At 67.6% G+C, this 22,480-nt stretch carries 20 protein-coding genes; 15 read left to right on the plus strand and 5 right to left on the minus strand.

Translation table 11 applies throughout. From position 1 onward, the window contains the following. Nucleotides 1-7: 7 nt before the first annotated feature. The 7 genes from QU603_RS04200 to QU603_RS04230 all read left to right on the plus strand — a co-directional run bounded on the left by QU603_RS04200 (nucleotide 8) and on the right by QU603_RS04230 (nucleotide 8,205). Nucleotides 8-1,144 (plus strand): 5-(carboxyamino)imidazole ribonucleotide synthase, encoded by a 1,137-nt coding sequence (locus QU603_RS04200; protein ID WP_308493241.1) that lies wholly within the window; start codon nucleotides 8-10, stop codon nucleotides 1,142-1,144. 133 nt (nucleotides 1,145-1,277) lie between these two features. Continuing rightward, nucleotides 1,278-1,745, plus strand: coding sequence for a 5-(carboxyamino)imidazole ribonucleotide mutase (purE, locus tag QU603_RS04205; RefSeq protein WP_308493938.1), 468 nt, complete (start codon nucleotides 1,278-1,280; stop codon nucleotides 1,743-1,745). Next, nucleotides 1,742-3,154: an LCP family protein gene (locus QU603_RS04210; RefSeq protein ID WP_370655326.1), complete on the plus strand. Its 1,413-nt coding sequence runs from the start codon at nucleotides 1,742-1,744 to the stop codon at nucleotides 3,152-3,154. The genes purE and QU603_RS04210 overlap by 4 nt, the downstream gene beginning before the upstream one ends. A gap of 3 nt (nucleotides 3,155-3,157) precedes the next feature. After that, nucleotides 3,158-4,279 carry a glycosyltransferase gene (locus QU603_RS04215; RefSeq protein WP_308493242.1) on the plus strand — a complete coding sequence of 374 codons (1,122 nt, stop codon included), beginning with the start codon at nucleotides 3,158-3,160 and terminating at the stop codon, nucleotides 4,277-4,279. A 111-nt stretch (nucleotides 4,280-4,390) separates the two neighbouring features. Next, nucleotides 4,391-6,355, plus strand: a complete 1,965-nt coding sequence (locus QU603_RS04220; RefSeq protein WP_308493243.1) for an SH3 domain-containing protein — start codon at nucleotides 4,391-4,393, stop codon at nucleotides 6,353-6,355. Between the two features lie 84 nt (nucleotides 6,356-6,439). Next, complete coding sequence (locus QU603_RS04225; protein ID WP_308493244.1) at nucleotides 6,440-7,384, plus strand: ABC transporter permease; 945 nt, start codon at nucleotides 6,440-6,442, stop codon at nucleotides 7,382-7,384. Next, nucleotides 7,384-8,205, plus strand: a complete 822-nt coding sequence (locus QU603_RS04230; protein ID WP_308493245.1) for an ABC transporter ATP-binding protein — start codon at nucleotides 7,384-7,386, stop codon at nucleotides 8,203-8,205. The genes QU603_RS04225 and QU603_RS04230 overlap by 1 nt, the downstream gene beginning before the upstream one ends. 76 nt (nucleotides 8,206-8,281) lie before the next feature. On the opposite strand, the gene QU603_RS04235 is transcribed toward QU603_RS04230, so the two are convergent. From QU603_RS04235 to QU603_RS04255, 5 genes are read right to left on the minus strand one after another with little or no spacing between them, the layout of a single operon-like run. After that, entirely contained in the window at nucleotides 8,282-9,703 is a 1,422-nt protein-coding gene (locus QU603_RS04235) for a sugar nucleotide-binding protein (RefSeq protein ID WP_308493246.1), read from the minus strand. Then, nucleotides 9,703-10,701 carry a dTDP-glucose 4,6-dehydratase gene (gene rfbB, locus QU603_RS04240; RefSeq protein WP_308493247.1) on the minus strand — a complete coding sequence of 333 codons (999 nt, stop codon included), beginning with the start codon at nucleotides 10,699-10,701 and terminating at the stop codon, nucleotides 9,703-9,705. The genes QU603_RS04235 and rfbB overlap by 1 nt, the downstream gene beginning before the upstream one ends. Next, a complete protein-coding gene (gene rfbA / locus QU603_RS04245) occupies nucleotides 10,698-11,570 on the minus strand; it encodes a glucose-1-phosphate thymidylyltransferase RfbA (protein ID WP_308493248.1) in 873 nt (290 codons plus the stop codon). The genes rfbB and rfbA overlap by 4 nt, the downstream gene beginning before the upstream one ends. A 53-nt stretch (nucleotides 11,571-11,623) precedes the next feature. Next, nucleotides 11,624-12,322: an IspD/TarI family cytidylyltransferase gene (locus tag QU603_RS04250; protein WP_308493249.1), complete on the minus strand. Its 699-nt coding sequence runs from the start codon at nucleotides 12,320-12,322 to the stop codon at nucleotides 11,624-11,626. 23 nt (nucleotides 12,323-12,345) lie between these two features. After that, on the minus strand, nucleotides 12,346-13,128 hold the full coding sequence (locus QU603_RS04255) for an NAD-dependent epimerase/dehydratase family protein (RefSeq protein ID WP_308493250.1): 783 nt from the start codon (nucleotides 13,126-13,128) through the stop codon (nucleotides 12,346-12,348). Between the two features lie 100 nt (nucleotides 13,129-13,228). Here QU603_RS04255 and QU603_RS04260 point away from each other — a divergent pair, with 100 nt between their 5' ends. The 8 genes from QU603_RS04260 (at nucleotide 13,229) to QU603_RS04295 (ending at nucleotide 22,476) form a co-directional block, all read left to right on the plus strand. After that, a complete protein-coding gene (locus tag QU603_RS04260; RefSeq protein ID WP_308493251.1) occupies nucleotides 13,229-15,181 on the plus strand; it encodes a DUF6541 family protein in 1,953 nt (650 codons plus the stop codon). Nucleotides 15,182-15,277: 96 nt separating this feature from the next. Next, nucleotides 15,278-17,311: a DUF6541 family protein gene (locus QU603_RS04265; RefSeq protein WP_308493252.1), complete on the plus strand. Its 2,034-nt coding sequence runs from the start codon at nucleotides 15,278-15,280 to the stop codon at nucleotides 17,309-17,311. 11 nt (nucleotides 17,312-17,322) lie between these two features. Then, nucleotides 17,323-18,057 carry a glycosyltransferase family 2 protein gene (locus QU603_RS04270; RefSeq protein WP_308493253.1) on the plus strand — a complete coding sequence of 245 codons (735 nt, stop codon included), beginning with the start codon at nucleotides 17,323-17,325 and terminating at the stop codon, nucleotides 18,055-18,057. After that, nucleotides 18,054-18,518, plus strand: coding sequence for a DUF2304 domain-containing protein (locus tag QU603_RS04275; protein WP_308493254.1), 465 nt, complete (start codon nucleotides 18,054-18,056; stop codon nucleotides 18,516-18,518). Before QU603_RS04270 ends, QU603_RS04275 begins: the two co-directional genes overlap by 4 nt. After that, nucleotides 18,515-19,690: a glycosyltransferase family 4 protein gene (locus QU603_RS04280; RefSeq protein ID WP_308493255.1), complete on the plus strand. Its 1,176-nt coding sequence runs from the start codon at nucleotides 18,515-18,517 to the stop codon at nucleotides 19,688-19,690. The genes QU603_RS04275 and QU603_RS04280 overlap by 4 nt, the downstream gene beginning before the upstream one ends. 100 nt (nucleotides 19,691-19,790) lie before the next feature. Then, entirely contained in the window at nucleotides 19,791-20,396 is a 606-nt protein-coding gene (locus tag QU603_RS04285; RefSeq protein ID WP_308493256.1) for an acyltransferase, read from the plus strand. Then, on the plus strand, nucleotides 20,393-21,490 hold the full coding sequence (locus tag QU603_RS04290; RefSeq protein ID WP_308493257.1) for a DegT/DnrJ/EryC1/StrS family aminotransferase: 1,098 nt from the start codon (nucleotides 20,393-20,395) through the stop codon (nucleotides 21,488-21,490). Before QU603_RS04285 ends, QU603_RS04290 begins: the two co-directional genes overlap by 4 nt. Continuing rightward, on the plus strand, nucleotides 21,490-22,476 hold the full coding sequence (locus QU603_RS04295) for a Gfo/Idh/MocA family oxidoreductase (protein WP_308493258.1): 987 nt from the start codon (nucleotides 21,490-21,492) through the stop codon (nucleotides 22,474-22,476). Before QU603_RS04290 ends, QU603_RS04295 begins: the two co-directional genes overlap by 1 nt. The last annotated feature ends 4 nt before the right edge of the window (nucleotides 22,477-22,480 follow it).

Below are 22,480 nucleotides of genomic sequence, written 5' to 3' on the forward strand. Positions count from 1 at the left end.
GAGCGGGATGACCCTGCGAGTGGGAGTTGTGGGCGGTGGCCAGCTGGCGCGGATGATGATCGCTCCGGCAGTCGAGTTGGGCATCGAGTTGAGCGTGCTGGCCGAGCAGGAAGACATGTCGGCACGCCTGGCGACCGTCGCGGTCGGCGACTATCGCGATACCGAGACCGTGCTCGCCTTTGCCCGAGGGGTCGATGTGGTCACGTTCGACCACGAGCACGTGCCCCAGCCGGTGCTGCGCGCGCTGGTCGATGCGGGCATCGCCGTGCACCCCGGTCCCGACGCCCTGCAGTTCGCGCAGGACAAGCTGCGCATGCGCGCGCGCCTCGAAGAGCTCGGGATGCCGCAGCCGGACTGGGCGGCGGTCACCGGCGTCGACGACCTGCAGGCGTTCATCGACGATCACGGCGGCCGCGCCGTCGTGAAGACTCCCCGCGGCGGCTACGACGGCCACGGCGTGCGCGTGGTCGCCACTGCCACCGAGGCCGCGGACTGGTTCGCCGCGCTCGCCGAAGATGCACACGGCGGTGCGCTTCTCGTCGAAGAGCTGGTGGAGTTCCGTCGCGAGCTGTCGCAGCAGGTGGCCCGGCGTCCGTCGGGCGAGGTGCGCGCGTACCCCGTCGTGGAGACAGTGCAGCGTGACGGCGTGTGCGCCGAGGTGATCGCGCCGGCTCCGCACGTGAGCGACCGTCTGGCTGAGGCGGCCGCAGAAGTCGGTGTCGGCATCGCCACGGGTCTCGGGGTCACCGGCATGCTCGCGGTCGAGTTGTTCGAGACGACCGATGACCGGATCCTCGTCAATGAGTTGGCGATGCGCCCCCACAATTCCGGGCACTGGTCGCAGGACGGTGCGATCACGAGCCAGTTCGAGCAGCACCTGCGCGCGGTGCTCGACCTTCCGCTGGGGGATGCGGCGGCCCGTCAGCGCTGGTCGGTGATGGTCAACATCCTGGGCGGGCCGGCCGACGGTTCCCTCGAAGACCGGTTCGCCGCCGTCTTGGCCGCGCACCCCGACGCGAAGGTGCACACCTACGGCAAGACGCCGCGCCCGGGCCGCAAGGTCGGGCACGTCAATGTCACCGGCGACGATCTGGATGACGTCGCGTACGACGCGCACGCCGCCGCGGCGTTCTTCGCAGGCTGATTCGGGCTTATGCGGCGGCTGTGCACCACAAGCCCGAACCGCGCCGTTGCGGGGATCTTCCAGGACTTCGGCCTAGCCTTGACGGGTGACTGGACCGCTGCATTCCTCGCCCGCACCCCTGGTCGGCGTCGTCATGGGCTCGGACTCCGATTGGCGCGTGATGAGCGACGCCTCGCAGGCTCTCACCGACTTCGGTGTCGCCCACGAGGTCGAGGTGGTCTCCGCGCACCGCACGCCTGACAAACTCCTCACCTACGGGCGCTCCGCGCGCGAGCGGGGGCTGAAGGTCATCATCGCCGGCGCCGGCGGTGCGGCCCACCTGCCGGGCATGCTCGCGTCGGTCACGGCGCTGCCGGTGATCGGTGTGCCGGTGCCGCTGGCCACGCTCGACGGCCTGGACTCGCTGCTGAGCATCGTGCAGATGCCCGCGGGCATCCCGGTGGCCACGGTCTCGATCGGGGGAGCGAAGAACGCCGGAATCCTCGCCGCGCGCATGCTCGGGGTGGCAGACCCTGCCATCGCCGATCGCGTCGAGGCGTATGCGCGCGACCTCGAGGCCCAGGTCGAGCAGAAGAACCGGCGGTTGAAGGAATCGCTGTGACCGCGTCTGCCGCGCTCGTCCAAGAGCGTCCGCTGCGCAACCCCGATTCCACCTCGTCGCAGATGATGACCCGTCGCGGGTGGTGGCTGGTCATCGCGAACTTCCTCTTCCCCGGCTCGGCGCAGGTGCTCGCCGGCAATCGGCGGCTCGGGCGCATCGGGGTCGTCGCCACGCTCATCATGTGGCTGCTGGCCGTCGGGGCCGTGCTCACGCTGATGCTGTGGCGGGTGGTGTTCTTCACCATCGTCGCGAACCCGATCGCTCTGTTCGCGGTGGAGGTGCTGCTGGTCGCCTACGTTGTGCTGTGGGTGATCCTCACGATCGACACCCTGCGGCTCGTGCGGCTCGTGAACGTGCGCCCCGGCGCGCGGTTCGGCATCGCGCTGCTGTCGGTCGCGCTGCTCGTGGTCGCCGGCACCACTGCGGGGGCGGCAGTCAGCAAGACCGATGCAGCCCGCAGCGCGCTGGGCAGCATCTTCGGTGCGTCGGCGGCCTCTGTGCCGCCCTCCGACGGGTATTACAACATCCTGCTGCTGGGCGCCGACAGCGGTAAGGGCCGCGATTCCATGCGGTTCGACTCCATCTCGGTCGTGTCGATCAACGCCGATACGGGGCGCGTGGTCATCACCGGCATCCCGCGTGATCTCGAGGGGTTCCCGTTCTCGAAGAACAGCCCGATGCGCAGGTTCTACCCGGACCTGCACGAAGGCCATGGCTCGCCGACGTGCGGCTGGACCAGTGCGATCAACCAGCTGAACACCGAACTGGATGTCTGCCGCGATGGCGCGAAGATCTACCCGAAGGCGAAAGAGGAGGGTTCGACCCCGGGAGTCGAGGCGACCAAGGATGCCGCGGAAGGGCTGTTGGGCATCGACATCCCGTACTATGCCTTCATCGACATGGCCGGCTTCGCCTCGCTCGTGGATGCGCTCGGCGGCGTGGAGATCACCGTGACCGAGCGGCTGCCTGAGGGCGGCGGGCCGAAGTACGAGGGCGAGCCGGTCGAGAAATGGGCGACGGGCTGGATCGAGAAGGGCACGCAGCACATGGACGGCGAGACCGCCCAGTGGTACGCCCGCTCACGCAAGACGACCAGTGACTGGGACCGCATGAAGCGGCAGCGCCAGCTGCAGCAGGCGATACTCAAGCAGTTCACGCCGACGACGGTGCTCAGCCGCTTCGAAGAGATCGCGAAGGCTGGCGAGCACCTCGTGCGAACCGACATCCCGCGTTCGATGCTCGGCTACTTCGCCGACCTCGGCATCAAATCCAAGAGTGAGAAGGTCACGACGATCGAGTTGACGCCGGCCAACGACGTCGACCAGTTCACGCCCGACATCGCCTATGTGCACGGCCTCGTGCACAAGGCGCTGCATCCGCCGTCGCCGTCACCGTCAGGAAAGGGATGAGCCGTGACCGTTCTGCTGCGCGTGGTTCTCGACCAGGCGGTCAGCCCGACCGATCGTGACCTCTCGATGGCCTCGCGCGAGCTGGCCGTCGCCCTCGCGCGCTCGGCGCCGGACGGCTGTGCGGTCGGGGCGATCGTGCCGTCGGGGCCCGGCGAGTTCGCCCTGCCCGGCATCGCCGATGTGCGCCGCATGGGCATGGCCCGCCGTGAGCTGGCCGCCGCCTGGCAGCTGGGGGTCACCGCCGGCACCGGCGGGGGGCTCATCCACTCGCCGACCCTGATGGCGCCTCTCGCGCGCCACGACCGGGTCAACGACCACGACCAGGTCGTGGTGACACTGTGGGATCTGCACCCGTGGCAGCATCCGGACGAGCTCACACGGCCTGCGTCTGCGTGGCACAAGGCGATGCTCAGGCGCGCGCGCAAGCATGCGGATGCGGTGGTCGTGCCCACGCACGCGATGGCGGCGGCTCTGAGCGAGCTGGTCGACCTGGGCAGGCGCGTGCGGGTGATCGCCGGAGCCCCGCCGATGGGGTTCCGCGTGCCGACCGACGCGGTGGGCAGGCGACGTGCGCTGGCGGTGCCCGAGGCGTTCCTGTGCGTGGCCGGCGATGCCTCGCCCTCGTCGGCGCTGCCGATCGCCTTCGCCGCGATCGCCGCGTCGGGGGTGGACCTGCCGATCGTCGTCGTGGACGCGCACGACGGCGAGGAGCCGGCGATCGTCGAACTGGCCGAAGCCGCCGGGATCGCCGCAAACAGTGTGCACGTGCGCTTCGACCTCGGAGCGGATGACCGTGCGGCGCTGCTGGACGCGTCGGTGCTCCTGCTCGCCCCCTCACGGCGCAGCGGCTTTCCGTGGCGCGTGGTCGAGGCGCTCGCGCTGAGCGTCCCGGTCGTGGCGGTCGCATCGCCCGACCATCGTGAGGTGATCGTCGATGGCGGACTGGTCGTGGGCGCGCCCGACGATGACGGGCAGGATGTCGAGGCCCTGGCCGATGCGATCACGCAGGCACTGGCGACCAACGCCGCGCTGGCGCGACTCGGAGTGCTGGCCGGAGACCGTGGCCGTGCCTTCTCATGGCGCGAATCGGCCGAGCGCGTCTGGCAGCTGCACGCCGATCTCTGAGGCGAATGACAACCGTGTAATTACTTTCGTGAAAGTGCGTGTCGCGCACGCGATTCTGAAAGTGGGGTGGTAGTCAGCCGCAACTTCAGTCACAATGTTCACATGTTTCCTGTGCGTAGTCTTCGAACCTCGGCCCGTCTGCGATGGTTCGCCGCTCTCCTGGCGGCGTGTCTGGCCGCTGCGGTGCTGGCCCTGGTCGCGCCCGCACAGAGAGCCGACGCCGCCGAGCTGCCGGCATCCATCATCGACGGGGGCTACATCATCTCCGACGCGGAGTTCTACAACTCCGGCTCGATGACCGAGGCGCAGATCCAGGCGTTCATCGAAGACCACGCGCACTCGTGCGCGAGCGGCGCGACCTGCCTGAGCACCTACCGCGGCGACCTCACGTCCAAGGCCAAGGACTCGTACTGTGCGGGAGCGCCGGCGCAGAAGGGCGTCACGGCGGCACGCATGATCTACGTCGCGGCGAACTCCTGCAAGATCAACCCCAAGGTAATCCTGGTCATGCTGCAGAAGGAGCAGGGACTGGTCACCTCGAGCAAACCCAGCGACTGGAACTTCGAGCACGCGATGGGGCAGGCCTGTCCCGACACGCCGGCAGGCTGCTCGGCGGCCTCGGCAGGATTCTGGAACCAGGTCTACCTCGGCGCGCGACAGATGCAGATCTACACGAAGTACCCCAGCTCGTTCGGGTACCGCGCCGGTCAGGTCAACACGATCAAGTGGGCGCCCTCGTCGTCGTGCGGCACATCGAAGGTGCTGATCAAGAACCAGGCGACTGCGAACCTCTACAACTACACGCCGTATCGCCCGAACATCGCCGCGCTGGCCGCCGGCTGGGGCACCGGCGACGCATGCTCGACGTACGGAAACCGCAACTTCTACAACTACTACGTGGCATGGTTCGGCGGCGGACTGCCCGCCTCGTCGGGTGCGCCCGCGCAGATCGCCGCGTGCACGGTGCCCGCATCGGGTGACATCTCGGCGCGCGATCAGGCCGCGACGGTCGCCGTGCAAGAGCTGAACGCCCGCAAGGCGCCGACCACTCTGTGCGGCAGCGGCGTGTACACGCTGGCCAAGGGGGCGAAGGTCACGATCACGGGCGTGTACGGTGCGTGGTCGCGCGTGAAGACCAGCACCGCCACGTCGTGGGTGACCAGCAGCTATCTGGCGACGGATGCTGTGACCGCGCCGCCGTCGAGCACCACGCCGCCACCGACCTCGGTCTGCGCGCAGCCGAAGACGGTGACCGCGGCATCGGGCACTGTGGTGGTGACCGTTGCCAACCTCAACGCGCGCACGGCGCCGTCGACGTCGTGCTCGACGGGGGTCAAGACCATCACAAAGGGGCAGAAGTTCACCCGCACCGGTACGTCCGGCAACTGGTGGCGGCTGAACGTGGGTGGCGTGCAGAGGTGGGCCTCCAGCGACTATTTGAGCCTGCAGGCGGCGGCGCCTGCGCCGGCGCCGGCTCCGGTGGCGACCACCGCATGGGCGACCGTGGGACTGAACCTGCGCTCGAGCGCCAGCCTGTCGGCGAAGATCTTGACGGTCATCCCCCGTGGGGGCAAGGTCACGGTCGTGAAGAAGTCGGGCTCGTGGAGTGAAGTGAAGTACGGCACCCGCACCGGGTGGGTCGCCAACGCATATCTCACGACGTCGGCACCGAAATCGACGACGACGACGACCACCACGCGCAAGACCACGGCGGCGCTGAACCTGCGCTCGAGCGCCAGCCTGTCGGCGAAGATCTTGACGGTGATTCCGCGCGGTGGCACGGTGACCGTGTTGAAGACGTCGGGGTCGTGGAGCCAGGTGAAGTACGGCACCCGCACCGGGTGGGTCGCCAACGCATATCTCACGACGTCGACGCGCACGTCGACATCGCCGACGACCACGACCCGCAAGGCAACGGCGGCGCTGAACCTGCGCTCCAGCGCCAGCCTGTCGGCGAGGGTCCTGGCGGTGATCCCGCGTGGTGGCACGGTGACCGTGCTGAAGACGTCGGGGTCGTGGAGCCAGGTGAAGTACGGCACCCGCACCGGGTGGTCGGCGAACGCCTACCTGCGCTGAACACAGGTTGAGCGAGAGGGAGCCGTTGCAGGCGGTTCTCAGGCGTTGGTCTACTAACATATTGGGTGGCTCGACAGCGGATGCATGCGGCCGCTAGGACACACACCCGTGACATCTACCCTCAACAAGAGCGCCTTGAACAAGAGCACTTCACACAACCGCCCTTTGCGCAAGAGCGACTTCGACGTCCCCGGCACCGGCCGCGGACTGCTCGACGTGTTCAAATACCGATATCTGCTCCGACTGTTGATCGGCAAGGGCAGTTCGTTGCGCTATCGCAACTCGGTGCTGGGCTGGGTCTGGTCATACGTGCGGCCCACGGTGCAGTTCCTGGTGTATTTTCTCGTCGTCGGAACGATCATCGGCGTGAGCCGCAAGGTCGAACTGTTCCCGGTGTACATGTTCTCCGGCTTGGTCGTGGTGAACCTCTTCAACGAAGCGATGGGATCGACGACCCGTTCGATCGTCGACAACAAGGCGCTGGTGCGCAAGATCTACCTGCCTCGTGAACTGTTCCCGATCGCTGCCGCGCTGGGATCGTTCATCCACTTCCTGCCGCAGCTTGCCGTGCTCATCCTGGTCTGTCTGCTGTTCGGCTGGCTGCCGACGTTCGCTTCGGTCGGCATGATGCTCGCGGGCTTGCTGCTGGTGATCACATTCGTGCTCGGCGTGGGGTTGCTCTTCTCCGCGATCAATGTCAGGTTCCGCGACGCGCAGAACTTCATCGAGATCATCCGTACCATCGCGACATGGTCGTCACCGATCATGTACACGTGGGTCATGGTGCACGACAGGCTGCACAATTTTCCCGTGATCTTCAACATCTATATGAGCAACCCGATCACTGTCGCGGTGGAGTTGTTCCACCACGCGTTCTGGGCGCCGCTGGTCCCTGCCGACAAGCAGTTGGGTTGGCCGCCCGACTTCGGCTTGAACGTCGCGGTGGCCGTGGGGTTGATCATTCTGGTGACGGTGTTCGGCCAGTTCGTCTTCCGTCGTTTCGAGCGAACGTTTGCGCAGGATCTGTGATGACTTCTGAAACCGTCGGCCAGCCCAGCATCGTCCTCGATCACGTCTCGAAGTGGTTCAACAAGCGCTCGACACGATCATTCAAAGATGCGCTGATCAACTGGCTCACCCGCAAGCCCGTGCGCAGCCAGCAGTTCCAGGCGCTGAAAGACGTTTCATTCGTGATCAACGAGGGCGAGTCGGTCGCCGTCATGGGGCTGAACGGCTCGGGCAAGTCGACCACGCTCAAGCTCGTGTCGGGCGTGCTGCGGCCTGACGAGGGCGAGGTGCTCACCCGCGGCCGGATCGCGGGGCTGATCGAAGTCGGCGCGGGATTCCACCCCGACCTCACCGGCCGAGAGAACGTCTTCTTGAACGCCGCGATTCTCGGCATGACCGAGAAGGAGACGAAAGAGCGCTTCGACGAGATCCTCGAGTTCAGCGGCATCGGCGACTTCATCGACCAAGAGGTCAAGCACTATTCGTCGGGCATGTTCATGCGACTGGCGTTTAGCGTCGCCATCCACGTCGCCCTGGATGTGCTGCTGGTGGATGAAGTGCTCTCGGTGGGTGACGCGCCGTTCCGTGAGAAGTGCAGTATCAAGCTCAAAGAGATGGCCGAAGCGGGCATCACTATGATGATCGTCAGCCACAGCGCGAGCCAGGTGCGAGAGCTGTGCCGTCGTGGGATCGTCATCCGCAAGGGCGAGGTCGTCTTCGATGGCGACATCGAAGATGCACTGGCTGTGCTCGAGGGCAAGGAACCGCAGAAGCAACGGCCGAGTCGCACGTGGCGCTCGTCGCTGCGCATCACGCGCAAGCCCGTGCGGCCCACGCGCTGACGACCCGACGGCGGCTGACGTCAGGCCCGTTGGTGTTCGATGTCGACGGCCACCGGCTGTATGCGACGCGCTGACCTCATTCGGCGGCGAGCGCGCGCGTGTACGCGCTCAGAGCGTCGTCCTGGTCGGTCGCAGCGAATCCCGCACCGCCGATCTTCGCGAGATCCAGCACGCTGTTGCGGGGCCGAGGAGCGACCGCCGCTGTCGCCGAGGCGAAGTACTCGTCGGTGCTCACCCCTGTGACCCGCGACGGGTCGTGGCCCGTCAACTCGAAGACCCGCCGCGCGATGTCGGCCCAACTGGCGGCGGCCCCGCTGCCGGTCAGGTTGTATGTTCCGAAGGGCGCATCAGAGGTCAGCAGATGATGGATGCCGCGGGCCAGGTCGCTCGTGAAAGTGAGGCGTCCCGTCTGGTCGTCGACGACGCGAGGGTCGATGCCGCGCTCGGCGAGGTATGCCATCGTGCGCACGAAGTTCTTGCCGTCGCCGATCACCCACGACGTGCGGATGATGAAGTGGCGCGGCACGGCCGACACGAGCGCGTCGCCGGCCGCTTTCGTCTGCCCATAGACACCCACGGGACAGACCGCGTCGTCTTCCCGATAGGGCCGATCGATCGTGCCGTCGAAGACGTAGTCACTCGAGACATGCACGAGCGTGATGGCGTTGGCCGCCGCGATCTGCGCGAGTACCCCGACGCCCGTGACGTTCGCCGCCCACGCCTCGCGACGCCCCTCGGGCGTCTCGGCGCCGTCGACGGCCGTGTGGGCTGCGGCGTTGATGATCGTGTCATAGTCGCGCCAGCGGCGCGCGCCCGCAAGTGCGGGGGAGGCGAGGTCGAGGTCGGCCCGTGTCGCGTACTCGAGGTGGGGCGCGTCGCCGAGTTCGGCGCGCAGGGCCCGGCCCAGCTGCCCGTTCGCACCCAGGACGAGTGTCTTGCGCGGGGGGACCGGAGTGACGTCTGCAAGGCGCGGGTGCGCGGCATCCTTCGCCGACAGCTCGGCCCGATCCAGCGGGATCGGCCACGCGATCGCAGCGGTCTCGTCGGCGAGGTTCAAGAAGGTGTACGACGCGTCGGGCGACCAGTGATCGTTGACGAGGTAGGCGTACGCGGTGTCGGGCTCGAGCGTCTGATAGGCGTTGCCAACACCGCGCGGCACGAAGATCGCCCGCGACGGATCGAGCTCGCACGTGAACACCGCGCCGAACGTCGGCCCCTCGCGCAGGTCGACCCAGGCGCCGAAGATGCGCCCTGCGGCGACCGAGACGAATTTGTCCCACGGCTCTGCATGGATGCCGCGGGTCGTGCCGACCGCGTCGTTGAACGAGATGTTGTTCTGCACGGGGCCGAAGTCGGGAAGGCCCGCCGCCGTCATCTTCTCGCGCTGCCAGTTCTCCTTGAACCACCCGCGGCTGTCGCCGTGCACCGGCAACTCCCATACGACGAGGCCGGGGATCGGCGTGGATGCCGCAGCCAGCTGTTTGCCGTATTCGGTCATCACTGTCCTTTGCTGGCGTAGAACGCTTCGGTGGTGTCCTTGGTCGGCGCCCACCAGTTTTCGTGCGTGCGGTACCAGTCGATGGTGGCGGCAAGGCCTGCCTCGAAGTCCTGGTAGCGCGGCAGCCAGCCCAGTTCGTCACGCAGCTTGGTCGAATCGATCGCGTAGCGCAGGTCGTGTCCTGCGCGGTCGGTCACGTGGTCGTAGGCTGCGGCATCCTGCCCCATCATTGTCAGGATCAGCTCGATGACGGTCTTGTTGTCCTTCTCGCCGTCGGCGCCGATGAGGTATGTCTCGCCGATGCGCCCTTTCTCGAGGATGGTCAGCACCGCGGACGAGTGGTCGTCGGCGTGTATCCAGTCGCGTACGTTCAGACCCGCGCCGTAGAGCTTGGGGCGGATGCCGCGCAGGACGTTCGTGATCTGCCGGGGGATGAACTTCTCGACGTGCTGGTACGGCCCGTAGTTGTTCGAGCAGTTCGAGATCGTCGCCTGCACGCCGAACGATCGCACCCACGCGCGCACGAGCAGGTCGGAGCCGGCCTTCGTCGACGAATACGGCGACGAAGGGTTGTAGGGCGTGTGCTCGGTGAACCGCGTCGGGTCGTCGAGCTCGAGATCGCCGTACACCTCGTCGGTGGAGATGTGGTGCAGCCGGGTGCCGTGCCGGCGCGCGGCCTCGAGCAGCGTGTAGGTGCCGACGATGTTGGTGTCCAGGAACGGCCTCGGGTTGTCCAGCGAGTTGTCGTTGTGCGATTCGGCGGCGTAGTGCACGACGGCATCGGTCTGGGCGAACAGCTCGTCGACCAGGGGTGCGTCGGCGATGTCGCCTTGCACGAACGTGACCCGGTCCTCGGGTAGGTCGGCAAGCGAGGCCCGATTGCCGGCGTAGGTGAGCTTGTCGAGCACGGTCACGTGGTGATCGGTGTGCGCCACGATGTGGTGCACGAAGTTCGATCCGATGAATCCGGCACCGCCGGTGACCAGCAGACGGCTCATGCTTGTCCTCTCTGCAGCAGTTCGAGCAGATATCTGCCGTATCCGGATTTCACGAGCGGCTCGGCGCGCTCGCGCAGCTGGTCGTCGGTGAGGAAACCCTGGTTCCAGGCGATCTCTTCGGGGCAGCCGATCTTCATGCCGGTGCGGCGCTCCATCGTGCGCACGTAGTCGGCCGCGTCGGTCATCTGGTCGAATGTTCCGGTGTCAAGCCACGCGGTGCCGCGGGGCAGCACTTCGACCTGCAGCGCGCCGCGGTCGAGGTAGACGCGGTTGACGTCGGTGATCTCGTATTCGCCGCGGGCGCTGGGCGAAAGTTGCCGGGCGATCTCGATCACGTCGTTGTCGTAGAAGTAGAGTCCGGGCACGGCGTAGTTGCTGGCGGGATGCCGCGGCTTCTCTTCGAGCGAGACGGCGACGCCGTTCTCGTCGAACGCGACCACGCCGTACGCCTCGGGGTGGGCGACCCAGTACGCGAACACTGCACCGCCCTCAACATCGCGGTGCCGCGCGAGCTGGCGACCCAGCCCGGGCCCGTAGAGCAGGTTGTCGCCCAGCACGAGGGCGACCTTGTCGTCGCCGATGAAGTCCGCCCCGATCGTGAACGCCTGAGCCAGCCCGTCAGGCGACGGCTGCTGCGCGAACGTCAGCGATACCCCGAACCGTGACCCGTCGCCCAGCAGCCGTTCGAAGAACGGCGCGTCGTGCGGAGTCGTGATGACGAGGATGTCACGGATACCGGCCAGCATGAGCGTGGACAGCGGGTAGTAGACCATCGGCTTGTCGAAGACCGGGATCAGCTGCTTGGACACGCCCAGCGTGATCGGATGCAGCCGCGTGCCGGAACCGCCGGCAAGGATAATGCCCTTCATGTCCTCAATCCTCGCAGAGTCGAAGGACGACTGAGATCGGGTAAGGGCGCGGGTCAGGCGTCCTGATCGGCGCGCCCCTCTTCGATCAGGCGTGCCGTGCCCAGATCCTGCGGCGTCGTGATCTTGATGTTGTTCACGTGCCCGGGCAAGATGCGGGCGGGCAGCCCGCAATATTCGTGCACGAGGTCAGCGTCGTCGCTGATGCGGGCGTACCCGTCGCGCAGAGCGGCGTCATAGGCCTGCTCGAGGTATTCGCGGCGAAAGGCCTGCGGCGTCTGGCCGAGCCAAGAGTGCGCGCGGTCGAGTGAACCCTCGATGAACCCCTTGTCATTGACGAGCTTGACCTGCACAGTGCTGGGCGTGCCGAGCATCGCGGCGCCGTGCTCGATCGCGGCGTCGATCACCGCGTCGATCAGGTCGGGTGTGACGAAGGGGCGCACACCATCATGTACGACGACGATGTCACCGGATGTGGCAGACAAGCCGCGGTGCGCCGAGATATGGCGCTCCTCGCCGCCGACGACCAATGTCACCGGCAGGTGCGCTCCATCGACGAGGATGCGGCGGTACTCGTCCTCGTGATCGGCGCTGACCGTGACGATCACCTCGTCGACATCGGGCGCGCACATGGCGCGGACGGTCTTCTCCAGGACGGTGATGCCTCCCAGGGTCACCAAGAGCTTGTTCGAGCCGAATCGCGTGCCGCGGCCGGCGCAGGTGACGATCGCCGAGATCCGGTGTCCGTTGCGCATGCGTTCCTTTCGGAGTTGTCGGGTCAGTGATTGCCGGCCGAAGCCGCGAAGGCGCGAAGCCCCGCGAGTTCGTCCTCGAGCGAGGTCAGATACGATCCCTGCCCGCCGAACAGTGCGGCGTGCTTCGTGGTCATGTTGCGCGTGTACATCCGCGAGAACGGCGAGGCCGGCGGCGTCGCCTGGCCGGAGATGTCGCGGCCGAAGACATCCTGCGCCAGTCGTGCGTTGGTGATCGGCGGCGTGGCGACGTTCAATGCCGGGATGTCGGCATCCACCGCCTTCTGGATGTCGGGCCACAGCTTTCGCACGTCATAGTGCTGGAACGGCATCTCGGGGTCGATGTACTCGACGCGGTAGTCGTTGGCGAGGTCGTAGACCACACCTTTGCGCAGCCGTGCTCCGTACAGCTGGGGAAGGCGCACCGGCAGGGTGTCGAGGCGTGCGCCCAGTCGCTGCTCCTGGTGCAGGCGGTTGGCTCCGTACGGCGTGAGGGACGCGGCATCCGGCACCGTGTCTTCGTCGGGCGCTCCGCCCCAGGGGTAGACGCAGACGGTAGAGATGAGCACGAGCTTGCCGATCTCGGCCTGCAAGATCGTGTCGATGAGCCCGTCGATCTCGGCGAGGTCCGCCGCACCGTCGTTGTTGATGCGATGCGAATCGGCACGGTTCGCGGCCGACACCACCAGGTCGTACCGCTTGCCGGCGAGATCGCCGATGTTCGAGGAGTTGTAGACGTCGTCGAAGGGATGCGAGTCGAGCAGATTCGAACCGACGAAGCCGGTGTACCCGATCAATGCTGTGCGCACTTCAGTCCGTTCTGTTCCGCCGGTTGCCGGTCCGAGTGTAGACGACGGGTATCTGCGTATGCTCAGGAACGGCCCGCTGACCGTTGCCTAGAATCTCAGCGTGGAGTGGCTATCGCAGTGGTGGACGCTGCTGTGTGCGCTGCTCGTGCTGTTCGCCCCGGGCGCCGTCGCGTCGTGGGCGATCGGTCTGCGGCGGCTGGCGCTGTGGGCCTTCGCTCCGGTCGCCTCGATCGCAATGATCGTGCTCGTGTCGACGGCGTTCGGCTTCGCGCACATCCGGTGGACGCTGCTCTCGGCCCTCGCCGGGCTGCTTGTCGTCGCGGCGCTGCTGGTGGGGGCACGGTTCCTGCTGAGGATGCCGGGGGTGCGGCCAGCGGTGCGCGGCGCCCGCTGGCCCCTTGTGCTGGGGCTCGTCGCAGGAGCAGTGCTGACGGCGGCCCGCTTCGGCCTATACATCGTCTCGCCTGAGTACATCTCGCAATCCAACGATGCGCCGTTCCATCTGGGGGCGATCCGGGCGATCATCGAGCACGGCACCGCTTCGAGCTTCGGGCTCGGCGGGCTGCTCGACCCCGAAGCGCCCGGCGCGTTCTACCCGGGCGCGTGGCACGCGACCGGATCTCTCATCGCGCTGATGTCCGGCGCTGGGATACCTGCGACCACCAACATCCTCACGATCGTCGTAGCGGCAGCCATCTGGCCACTAGGGGCCGCCTGGCTCGCACAGTCAGCCAGCGGTAGACGTGCGGTCGGGGCGGTCGCGGCCGCGATGAGCCCCGCGCTGCTGGCGTTCCCGCTGCTGATGATCCAGTACGGCATCCTGTACCCGTACATGCTGGCGGTCGCTTTGCTGCCGGCGGCGATCGCTGTCGTCGTCGATCTGTCGGCGCGCATCGACGGGGCACCGCGGGTAGGGCGCGTGGTGCAGGTCATCCTCGCGGTTGGGACGACGGTGCTCGCACTCGCGATCGCACACCCTTCGAGCGTTCTGATGTGGGCTCTCGCCGTGTGGCTTCTCGCGGCGTCACGGGCCCTGGCGCTCGTCCGCCGCCCCGAGGTTCGCGTTGCACCGCGGGTGGCCGCACTGGCCATCGCCGTTGCCGGCTTGCTTGCGCTTGCGGCGCTGTGGTGGGCCACCTCGCACTTCCTCACGGCGGACTATTGGGGCCCGACTCGGTCGACGCGCCGCGCGCTGATCGACATCGCATCGTCGGGCTATGCGGGTACGCAGTCGGCGTGGTGGATGTCGGCCTTCGGGCTGATCGGCGGGATCGTTGCATTGCGGCGCCTGCGCACCGCATGGCTGAGCGTGGCATGGATCGGAGCGGCATTCCTCTACTTCGTGGCCGCGGCGGTGCACACGGTCGCGATCCGGACGCTGATCGTCGGCCCGTGGTACAGCGACACGTACCGGCTGGCGGCGATGATCCCGATGTTCACGATCGTGCTTGCGGCCTGGGGAGTGATCGCGATCACCGATGCAGTGATGCGGTTCACGGGGCTTGCCGGGGCGGGCCGCATCGAGGCGGTGGGCACATGGATTGCAACAGTGGTGATCGTGGCCGTGGGCACGGCCGTCTTCGTCGCCACTCCGGTTGTGCAGCGTTACCATGTCGCGAACGGCAAGCAGGAGACGCGATCACCGTTCATTCCGGCAGCTGACAGCTGGCTGAGCCTCGACGAGCGAGCGCTCATCGCACGCTTGCCCGAGACGGTGGTGCCCGGAGCTCGGGTCATCGGCAATCCTGGTACGGGGGCGTCGTTCGCCTACGCGCTGACCGGAGTGGACGTGTATCCGGCCAAATGGCAGGTCCCTCGTTCCCCTGATTACAACCTGCTCGCGCAGAACCTGCGGGATGCGGCATCTGATCCCGCCGTCTGCGACGCGGTCGATCGGCTCCATGTGCAGTACGTGCTCGACTTCGGCCCCGGTGACCCCGGCACCGGTCACGTCAAGATGCCGGGGATGACGCGCTTCACGGGACAGCCCGGATTCGTGTCGGTCGACCGCGCCGGCGCGGCGTCGTTGTGGCGAATCACCGCCTGCGGATGACAATCGTCGAGTTCTCAGCGAGACGGTAGGTGCGCCTAAGTATGCTGTCTCGGGGTTAGCGGTCGACTGGGCCGCCTCATCCGGAAAGGTGTCGCGGTGGCCTGGTTCGCGCAGTGGGGGACGTTCCTGGCGACCGGGCTCATCGTCTTCGGCCCTGGCCTCGTGGCCGCGTGGGCCGTTGGCCTTCGGCGCCTGGCCGCGTGGGCATTCGCCCCGGTCGGTTCGGTTGCGATGATCTCGGCGGTGGCCGTGATCTATGGCTTCGCCCGGATACCGTGGACGCTGATGACAGCGGCGGCAGGGCTCGCCGGCATCGCGCTCATCCTCGTTGTCTGCCGGCTTGCGCTGCGCGTGCGCCGTAACGACGTGACGCTCACCGACGTGCGCTGGCCTGTGGCAGTGGGCCTGCTCGTCGGCGCTGTGCTCATCACGGTGCGCGTCACGATCTATGTCGGCGACCCCTCGAACATCTCGCAGACAAGCGACGCCGTGTTTCATCTGGGGGCAGTGCGGGCGATCATCGAGCAGCAGACAGCAACATCGTTCGGGCTTGGGGGGCTGATCGATCCGACGGCCATCGGCGCGTTCTACCCTGGGGCCTGGCATGAGGCCGACTCGCTCATCACGCTTCTCGTCGGACTGGTAGGCGGAACCGGGACGCTCGCGGGTGACATCGCGGTCGTCACCAACGTGCTGGCGCTGGTTGTGGCTGCGCTCGTGTGGCCACTGGGGATCGTCTGGCTGACACAGGTTGCCACGGGCCGTCGTTGGGCGGCCGCTGCGGCCGGCGTGATGTCGGCGGGGTTCGTGATCTTTCCGCTGGAGTTGCTGCAGTACGGCGTTCTGTATCCGTACTTTCTCGCGGTGGCCCTGCTGCCCGCATCCATCGCTGCGGTCGTCGCCTTGTCACGGCACACCTGGTCGCGACCCTCGGCGCTCGGCGACGGGGATCGATCCGTCTCTGGAAGGATCACAGCGGTGATTCTCGCGTTCGGCATGGGCACCGTCGCCGTGGGCAATGCGCAGCCATCGGGGCTGCTCGGGCTGTGGCTCGCCGTGTGGCTTTGTGGACTCGGGGGCACCGTCGTGCTGTGGCCGAAGGCACGCTCCGGCCGTTGGTGGGCGACCGCAGGGTTGGTCGCTGCCGGCGTCGTCCTTGCCGCGGCGTGGGCGAGCATGGGTGGGCCGCGGGCGGGGGTGTGGGATCCGAGGGCCAGTGGTGCCCACTCGGCGCTGACGATCTTGTCGGGCGGCTTCGTGGACTCGCCGCCCGCGTGGTGGATCAGCGTGCTACTTGCCGTCGGGCTTGTGGCCGTGCTGCGGCGGTCCGGGACGCGCTGGCTCGCGCTGGGATGGTTCGCATTGGCGTTCCTGGCGTTCGTGGCATACGCCGTGCACACCGAATGGGTGCGGGCGTTCTTGGTCGGGCCGTGGTACAGCGACCCCTACCGGCTCGCGGCGCTGGTGCCTCTCATGATGATTCCCGTCGCGGCCGCCGGCGTCGTCTGGATCGTCGATCTGTGCGCTGCGCTGGTCATACGGCGACGAGTTGGGCGAGCCGACGCAGCCCGCACGGGCATCGGTGCTGCCGCCCTGGCGGTCGTCGCTGTCATCGCGATCGGCGTCGTGATCGCCGAGCCGCTGGTGATGCGCTACGAGGTCAACTCGGGCATGTACCAGGACCAATCGACGTATGCGGTCGGTGAGGACTCGTGGCTGCACCCGGACGAACGTGCGCTGCTCGGGCGCCTGTCGCACGACGTGCCGGCGGGTGCGACAGTGCTGGACAACCCGTCCACCGGAGGCGCATGGGGATACTTCTTCTCGGGAACAGACACCTATCCGGCCAAGTGGCAGGTGCCGACCACGCCCGCGTATGCGCTGCTCAAGATGCGATTGCACAGCGTTGCCACAGATCCGCAGGTGTGCAGCGCGCTGCGCACCCTCAAAGCCGACTACGTACTCGACTTCGGCCCTGGTGGCGCGGTGGAGCCGGGGTTGCCCGGACCCGCGAAGAGCATGCCTGGCTTCACGGACCTTGAGGGTGTGCCCGGATTCCAGCTGATCGACCACCAGGGCGACGCGAAGCTCTGGCGGATCACCGAATGTGCGGGGAACTCCGTCGGATAGGATCGTCAGACGTGTCACCATCGCCTCGCCGACTGCTCATCGTCGTGCCGGCTCTGAATGAGCAGGAGTCGGTCGGCGACGTCGTGCGAGCCGTCGCAGAGACCGTTCCGGATGCGTCGTGCCTGGTCATCGACGATGGCTCGACCGACGCGACGGCCGCAGTGGCGCAGCAGGCAGGGGCGACGGTTCTGTCGCTGCCGTTCAATCTCGGCGTCGGCGGCGCGATGCGTGCCGGCTACCGATATGCACGTGACCACGGGTTCGACGGGGTCGTACAGGTCGATGCTGACGGTCAGCATGACCCGGGCGACATCCCCGCACTTGTCGCCGCGCTCGGAGACGCCGACGTCGTGATCGGCGCTCGTTTCGCCGGCACCGGCGCATACATGGCGCGCGGCCCCCGGCTGTGGGCCATGCGTGTGCTCGCCGCCGCGGTCGGCAGGGTCGCACACCGCAAGCTCACCGACGTCACGAGCGGGTTCAAAGCCAGCGGCCCGCGGGCGATCGCACTGTTCTCACGCACTTACCCCGCCGAGTACCTCGGTGACACCGTCGAGGCGCTCGTCATCGCCGCACGCGTAGGTCTGGTCATCGATCAGGTGCCCGTCGAAATGCACGCACGTCAGGCGGGAACGCCGTCGCAGCGGCCCTTGCGCGCATCCGTGTATCTCGTGCGTGCCGGAGTGGCGTTCGTGCTGGCGATGCTGCGACCGCGCAAGCAGGGAGCAAGCGAGGTGAGCTCATGACCAGCACCGCAACCTATCTGTTCGGGATTCTCGCCGCCGTTCTCGTGCTGATCGCGATCATCGAGTTGATGCGCCGCGGTACGCTGCGTGAGCGGCATGCCCTGTGGTGGATGGTCGGCGGCGTGCTGGCGCTGGTGGTCGCCGTCTTTCCGCAGGTGCTGCGGTGGGCGTCGCGCCTGCTCGGCATCGTCATCCCGATCAATCTCATCTTCTTCATCGCGATCGGACTGCTGTTCTTGGTGAGCCTGCAATACGGTGCCGAACTGACCCGAGCCGAAGACAAGATGCGCACGCTCGCCGAACAGACGGCGTTCCTCGACCTGCGGCTACGGGCCCTTGAGGCAGAGCGGGCGCACCTCGCCGAAATCGCCGACGATGCCGATGGCCGCGCAGCTGCCGACGCCGAGACGGCCGGCGACCCACCTGCTGACGTGCCCGTCGACCCAGGCGTCGATCAGTGAGCGCCGCGCATCGCGTCGTCGTCGCATCGCGGCTGTTCGTCCCCGAAGTCAGTGCCGGTGCGTTCCGCCTGGGCGCTCTGTCGCGAGGACTGGCCGCGCACGGTGCCGAGGTGACCGTGATCACGTCGACGCCGCCGTCACACGCACCGGCACTCGCCGACCCGCCCGGAGTGCGGGTGCGGCGCATGCCGGTTCTGCGTGACGGCGGCGGCAACGTGCGCGGCTATGTGCAGTACGCGAGCTTCGACGCGCCCTTGCTGTTCCGCGTGCTGTTCCGGGGGTGGGACCTCGCCGTCGCCGAGTCTCCACCGACCACGGCCCTGGTGGTCCGGTTCGCCGCGTGGCTGCGACGCCGGTCGTACGCGTACTACGCCGCCGACGTCTGGACCGACGGCGTCGTCTCGATGGGTGCACCTCGACCGGTCATCGCGCTGATGCGCGCCATGGAACGCGCAGCGCTGCAACGCGCCCGCGTGATCCTCTCGGTCTCTGACGAGGTCACCGAGCGCCTCGTGGCTCTCGGCGCCGACCCCGCGCGCATCGCCACCGTGGGCAATGGCATCGACACCGACGTGTTCAACCCCGACGCCGGACCGGCAGCCCCCGGTGAGACGTATTTCGTGTACACCGGCACGATGTCGGAGTGGCAGCAGCCCGACGTATTCATCCGCGGATTCGCGCGGATCGCCGACGAATTCCCCGACCTGCGGCTGCGCTTCTTCGGGCAGGGCTCGGTCGAGGCCGACCTGCGACTGCTGGCCGAGCAGCTCGTTCCCGGCCGGGTGGACTTCGGCGGCGTGGTCAGTCCGGCCGACTCGGCTCAGTGGATCCAGGGAGCCGCCGGCGCGCTCGTGTCGATCGTGCCCGGCATCGGCTACGACTTCGCGCGCCCGACCAAGACGTATGCGGCTGCCGCCTGCGGGACGCCCGTGCTATTCGCCGGTGCCGACGTGGGCGGCACGCTCGTGCGCGACAACGGTCTCGGCGAGGCGGTGGCGTTTGATCCGGATGCCGTGGCTGACGGCATGCGACGGCTGCTGGCCAAGCGCGCCTCCGGTGACAGCGACCGACGGCGATCGGCGCGCGCGGACTGGGCGCGCCAGAACGTCTCGCTGCACGTGGTGGGGGAGCGTGCCGCCGCCGCGGTGCTCGGCGCGAGGCCGCGACCGTGAGGGCCGCGACGGTGAGCAGACACTCGAGAGGCGCTCAGGCCGCTCTCATTAGAATGTCAAGCGCATGCGGGCTCACCTTCCCCCGATGCGAGGAGCAGCCGTGACCCATCCTGACGTGCGCATCGTTGATTCTGCAGATGTCGCAGAAGCGGCATCGATCGGCGCTGGAACCTCGATCTGGCACCTCGCCCAGGTGCGCGAAGGCGCCCGCATCGGCCGCGACTGCATCGTCGGCCGCGGCGCGTACATCGGCACCGGAGTCGTCATGGGTGACAACTGCAAGGTGCAGAACTATGCGTTGGTCTACGAGCCTGCGGTGCTGGGTGACGGCGTGTTCATCGGCCCCGCTGTCGTGCTGACCAACGACACGTATCCGCGTGCAGTGAATCCGGACGGGTCGCTGAAGAGCGCGCATGACTGGCAGCCGGTCGGTGTCACGATCGAGCACGGCGCATCGATCGGTGCACGGGCGACCTGTGTCGCCCCCGTCACCATCGGCGCCTGGGCGACGGTGGCAGCCGGCGCGGTCGTGGTCAAGGACGTGCCCGCGTATGCGCTGGTCGCCGGCGTTCCTGCACGACGCATCGGGTGGGTCGGCGAGGCCGGGACCCCGCTGAAGGACGCAGGCGACGGCGCGTGGATCTGCCCGACCACGGGCACGCGCTATTGCGAAACAGATGGACTGTTGAAGAAGGAGAACGCGTGAGCGAGTTCATTCCGCCGGCCAAGCCGATCATCGGCGACGAGGAGCGGGCAGCGGTCGACCGCGTGCTGCGCAGCGGCATGGTGGCACAGGGGCCTGAGGTCGCTGCGTTCGAGAAGGAGTTCTCCGCCCACTTCGTGCAGGGTCGACCGACGGTGGCGGTCAACTCGGGTACGGCGGGGCTGCACTTGGGGCTGCTCGCAGCCGGCATCGGCGCGGGCGACGAGGTCATCGTCCCGTCGTTCACGTTCGCCGCGACCGGCAACTCGGTCGCGCTGACGGGGGCGACGCCGGTGTTCGTCGATATCGAGCCCGAGACGTTCACTCTCGATCCGGCCGCTGTCGAGGCATCCATCACCTCTCGCACCAAGGGCATCATGCCCGTGCATCTGTATGGCCACCCGGCCCGCATGCGCGAGCTGGAGCAGATCGCGACCGCGCACGGCATCGCGCTGTTCGAAGACGCCGCGCAGGCGCACGGCGCGTCGCTGGACGGGCGCCCCGTGGGCACGTTCGGCACGTTCGCGATGTTCTCGCTGTACCCGACGAAGAACATGACCAGCGGCGAGGGCGGCATGATCTCGGCCGCCGACGACACGATCGCGCGCAACGCACGGCTGCTGCGCAACCAGGGCATGGAGCGCCAGTACGAGAACGAGGTGATCGGGTTCAACGCCCGCATGACCGACATCCACGCGGCGATCGGTCGCGTGCAGCTGACGAAGGTGGATGCCTGGACCGCGACGCGGCAGCAGAACGCGGCGTTCCTCGACCAGAACCTGTCGGGCGTCGTGGTGCCGCCCGTCGCCGACGGCGCCGTGCACGTGTACCACCAGTACACGATTCGTGTGGCCGAGGACCGCGACGGGTTCGTGAGGGCGCTGAAGGACGAGCACCAGGTCGGCTGCGGCGTGTACTACCCGATCCCGAACCACCGGCTGCCATCGCTCGCGCCGTATGCGCCCGGGCTGGACCTGCCGGTCACCGAAGAAGCAGCGCGCCAGGTCGTCTCACTGCCCGTCCACCCCTCGCTCACCGAGGACGACCTGGAGCGGATCGTCGCCGCCGTCAACGCCGTCGCGAAGGCGGGCGCCTGATGGCCGCGCTGCGCGCAGGGCTGCTCGGCGTCGGCATGATGGGTCGCCATCATGCGCGCGTGCTGCGCGAATTGGATGACGTCGACCTGGTGGCGATCGCCGACCCGGCCGGCGACCCGCACGGCGTGTCGGGCGCGCTGGACGTGCTGCCAGACATCGACGCACTGATCGCGGCGGGCATCGACATGGCCGTGGTCGCCGTGCCCACCCGCTTTCACGAGCAGGCGGCACTCAAGCTCGCAGCGGCCGGCGTGCACACGCTCGTCGAGAAGCCGATCGCCGACAGCGTCGAGGCCGGGCAGCGTATGGTCGACGCGTTCCGCGACGCGGGACTCGTGGGCGCCGTCGGACACATCGAGCGCTTCAACCCCGCGCTGCAGCAGCTGCGCCGGCGGCTGGAGGCGGGGGAGCTGGGCGCGGTCTATCAGATCCAGACGCGCCGGCAGGGCCCGTTCCCGTCGCGGATCGCCGATGTCGGGGTGGCGAAGGACCTCGCGTCGCACGACGTGGACCTGACGGCGTGGGTCGCGCAGAGCGACTACGCGCACGTGTTCGCGCAGACGACGTTCAAGAGCGGTCGCGAGTATGAAGACATGATCGCGATCACCGGGCGCCTGGAGTCGGGCGTGATCGTCAATCACCTCGTGAACTGGCTCAGCCCGATGAAGGAGCGCGTCACCGTCGTCACGGGTGAGAAGGGCGCGTTCGTGGCCGACACGTCGACCGGTGACCTGACGTTCTTCGCGAACGGGACGATTCCGCTGGAGTGGGAGTCGATGGCGACATTCCGCGGTGTCTCTGAAGGAAACGTGACACGGTATGCGTTCGCCAAGCGCGAGCCGCTGCGGGTCGAGCACGAAGCCTTCCGCGATGCCGTGCTCGGCAAGCCCAGCGACGTCGTGACGATGGAGCAAGGCCAGCGCACGCTCGTCGTCGTCGAGGCCGCCCTCGAGTCGGCGCGCGAGGGCGAGACCCGCACGTTCTGACACT

It is taken from the genome of Microbacterium terrisoli (assembly GCF_030866805.1).
Classification (GTDB): domain Bacteria; phylum Actinomycetota; class Actinomycetes; order Actinomycetales; family Microbacteriaceae; genus Microbacterium; species Microbacterium terrisoli.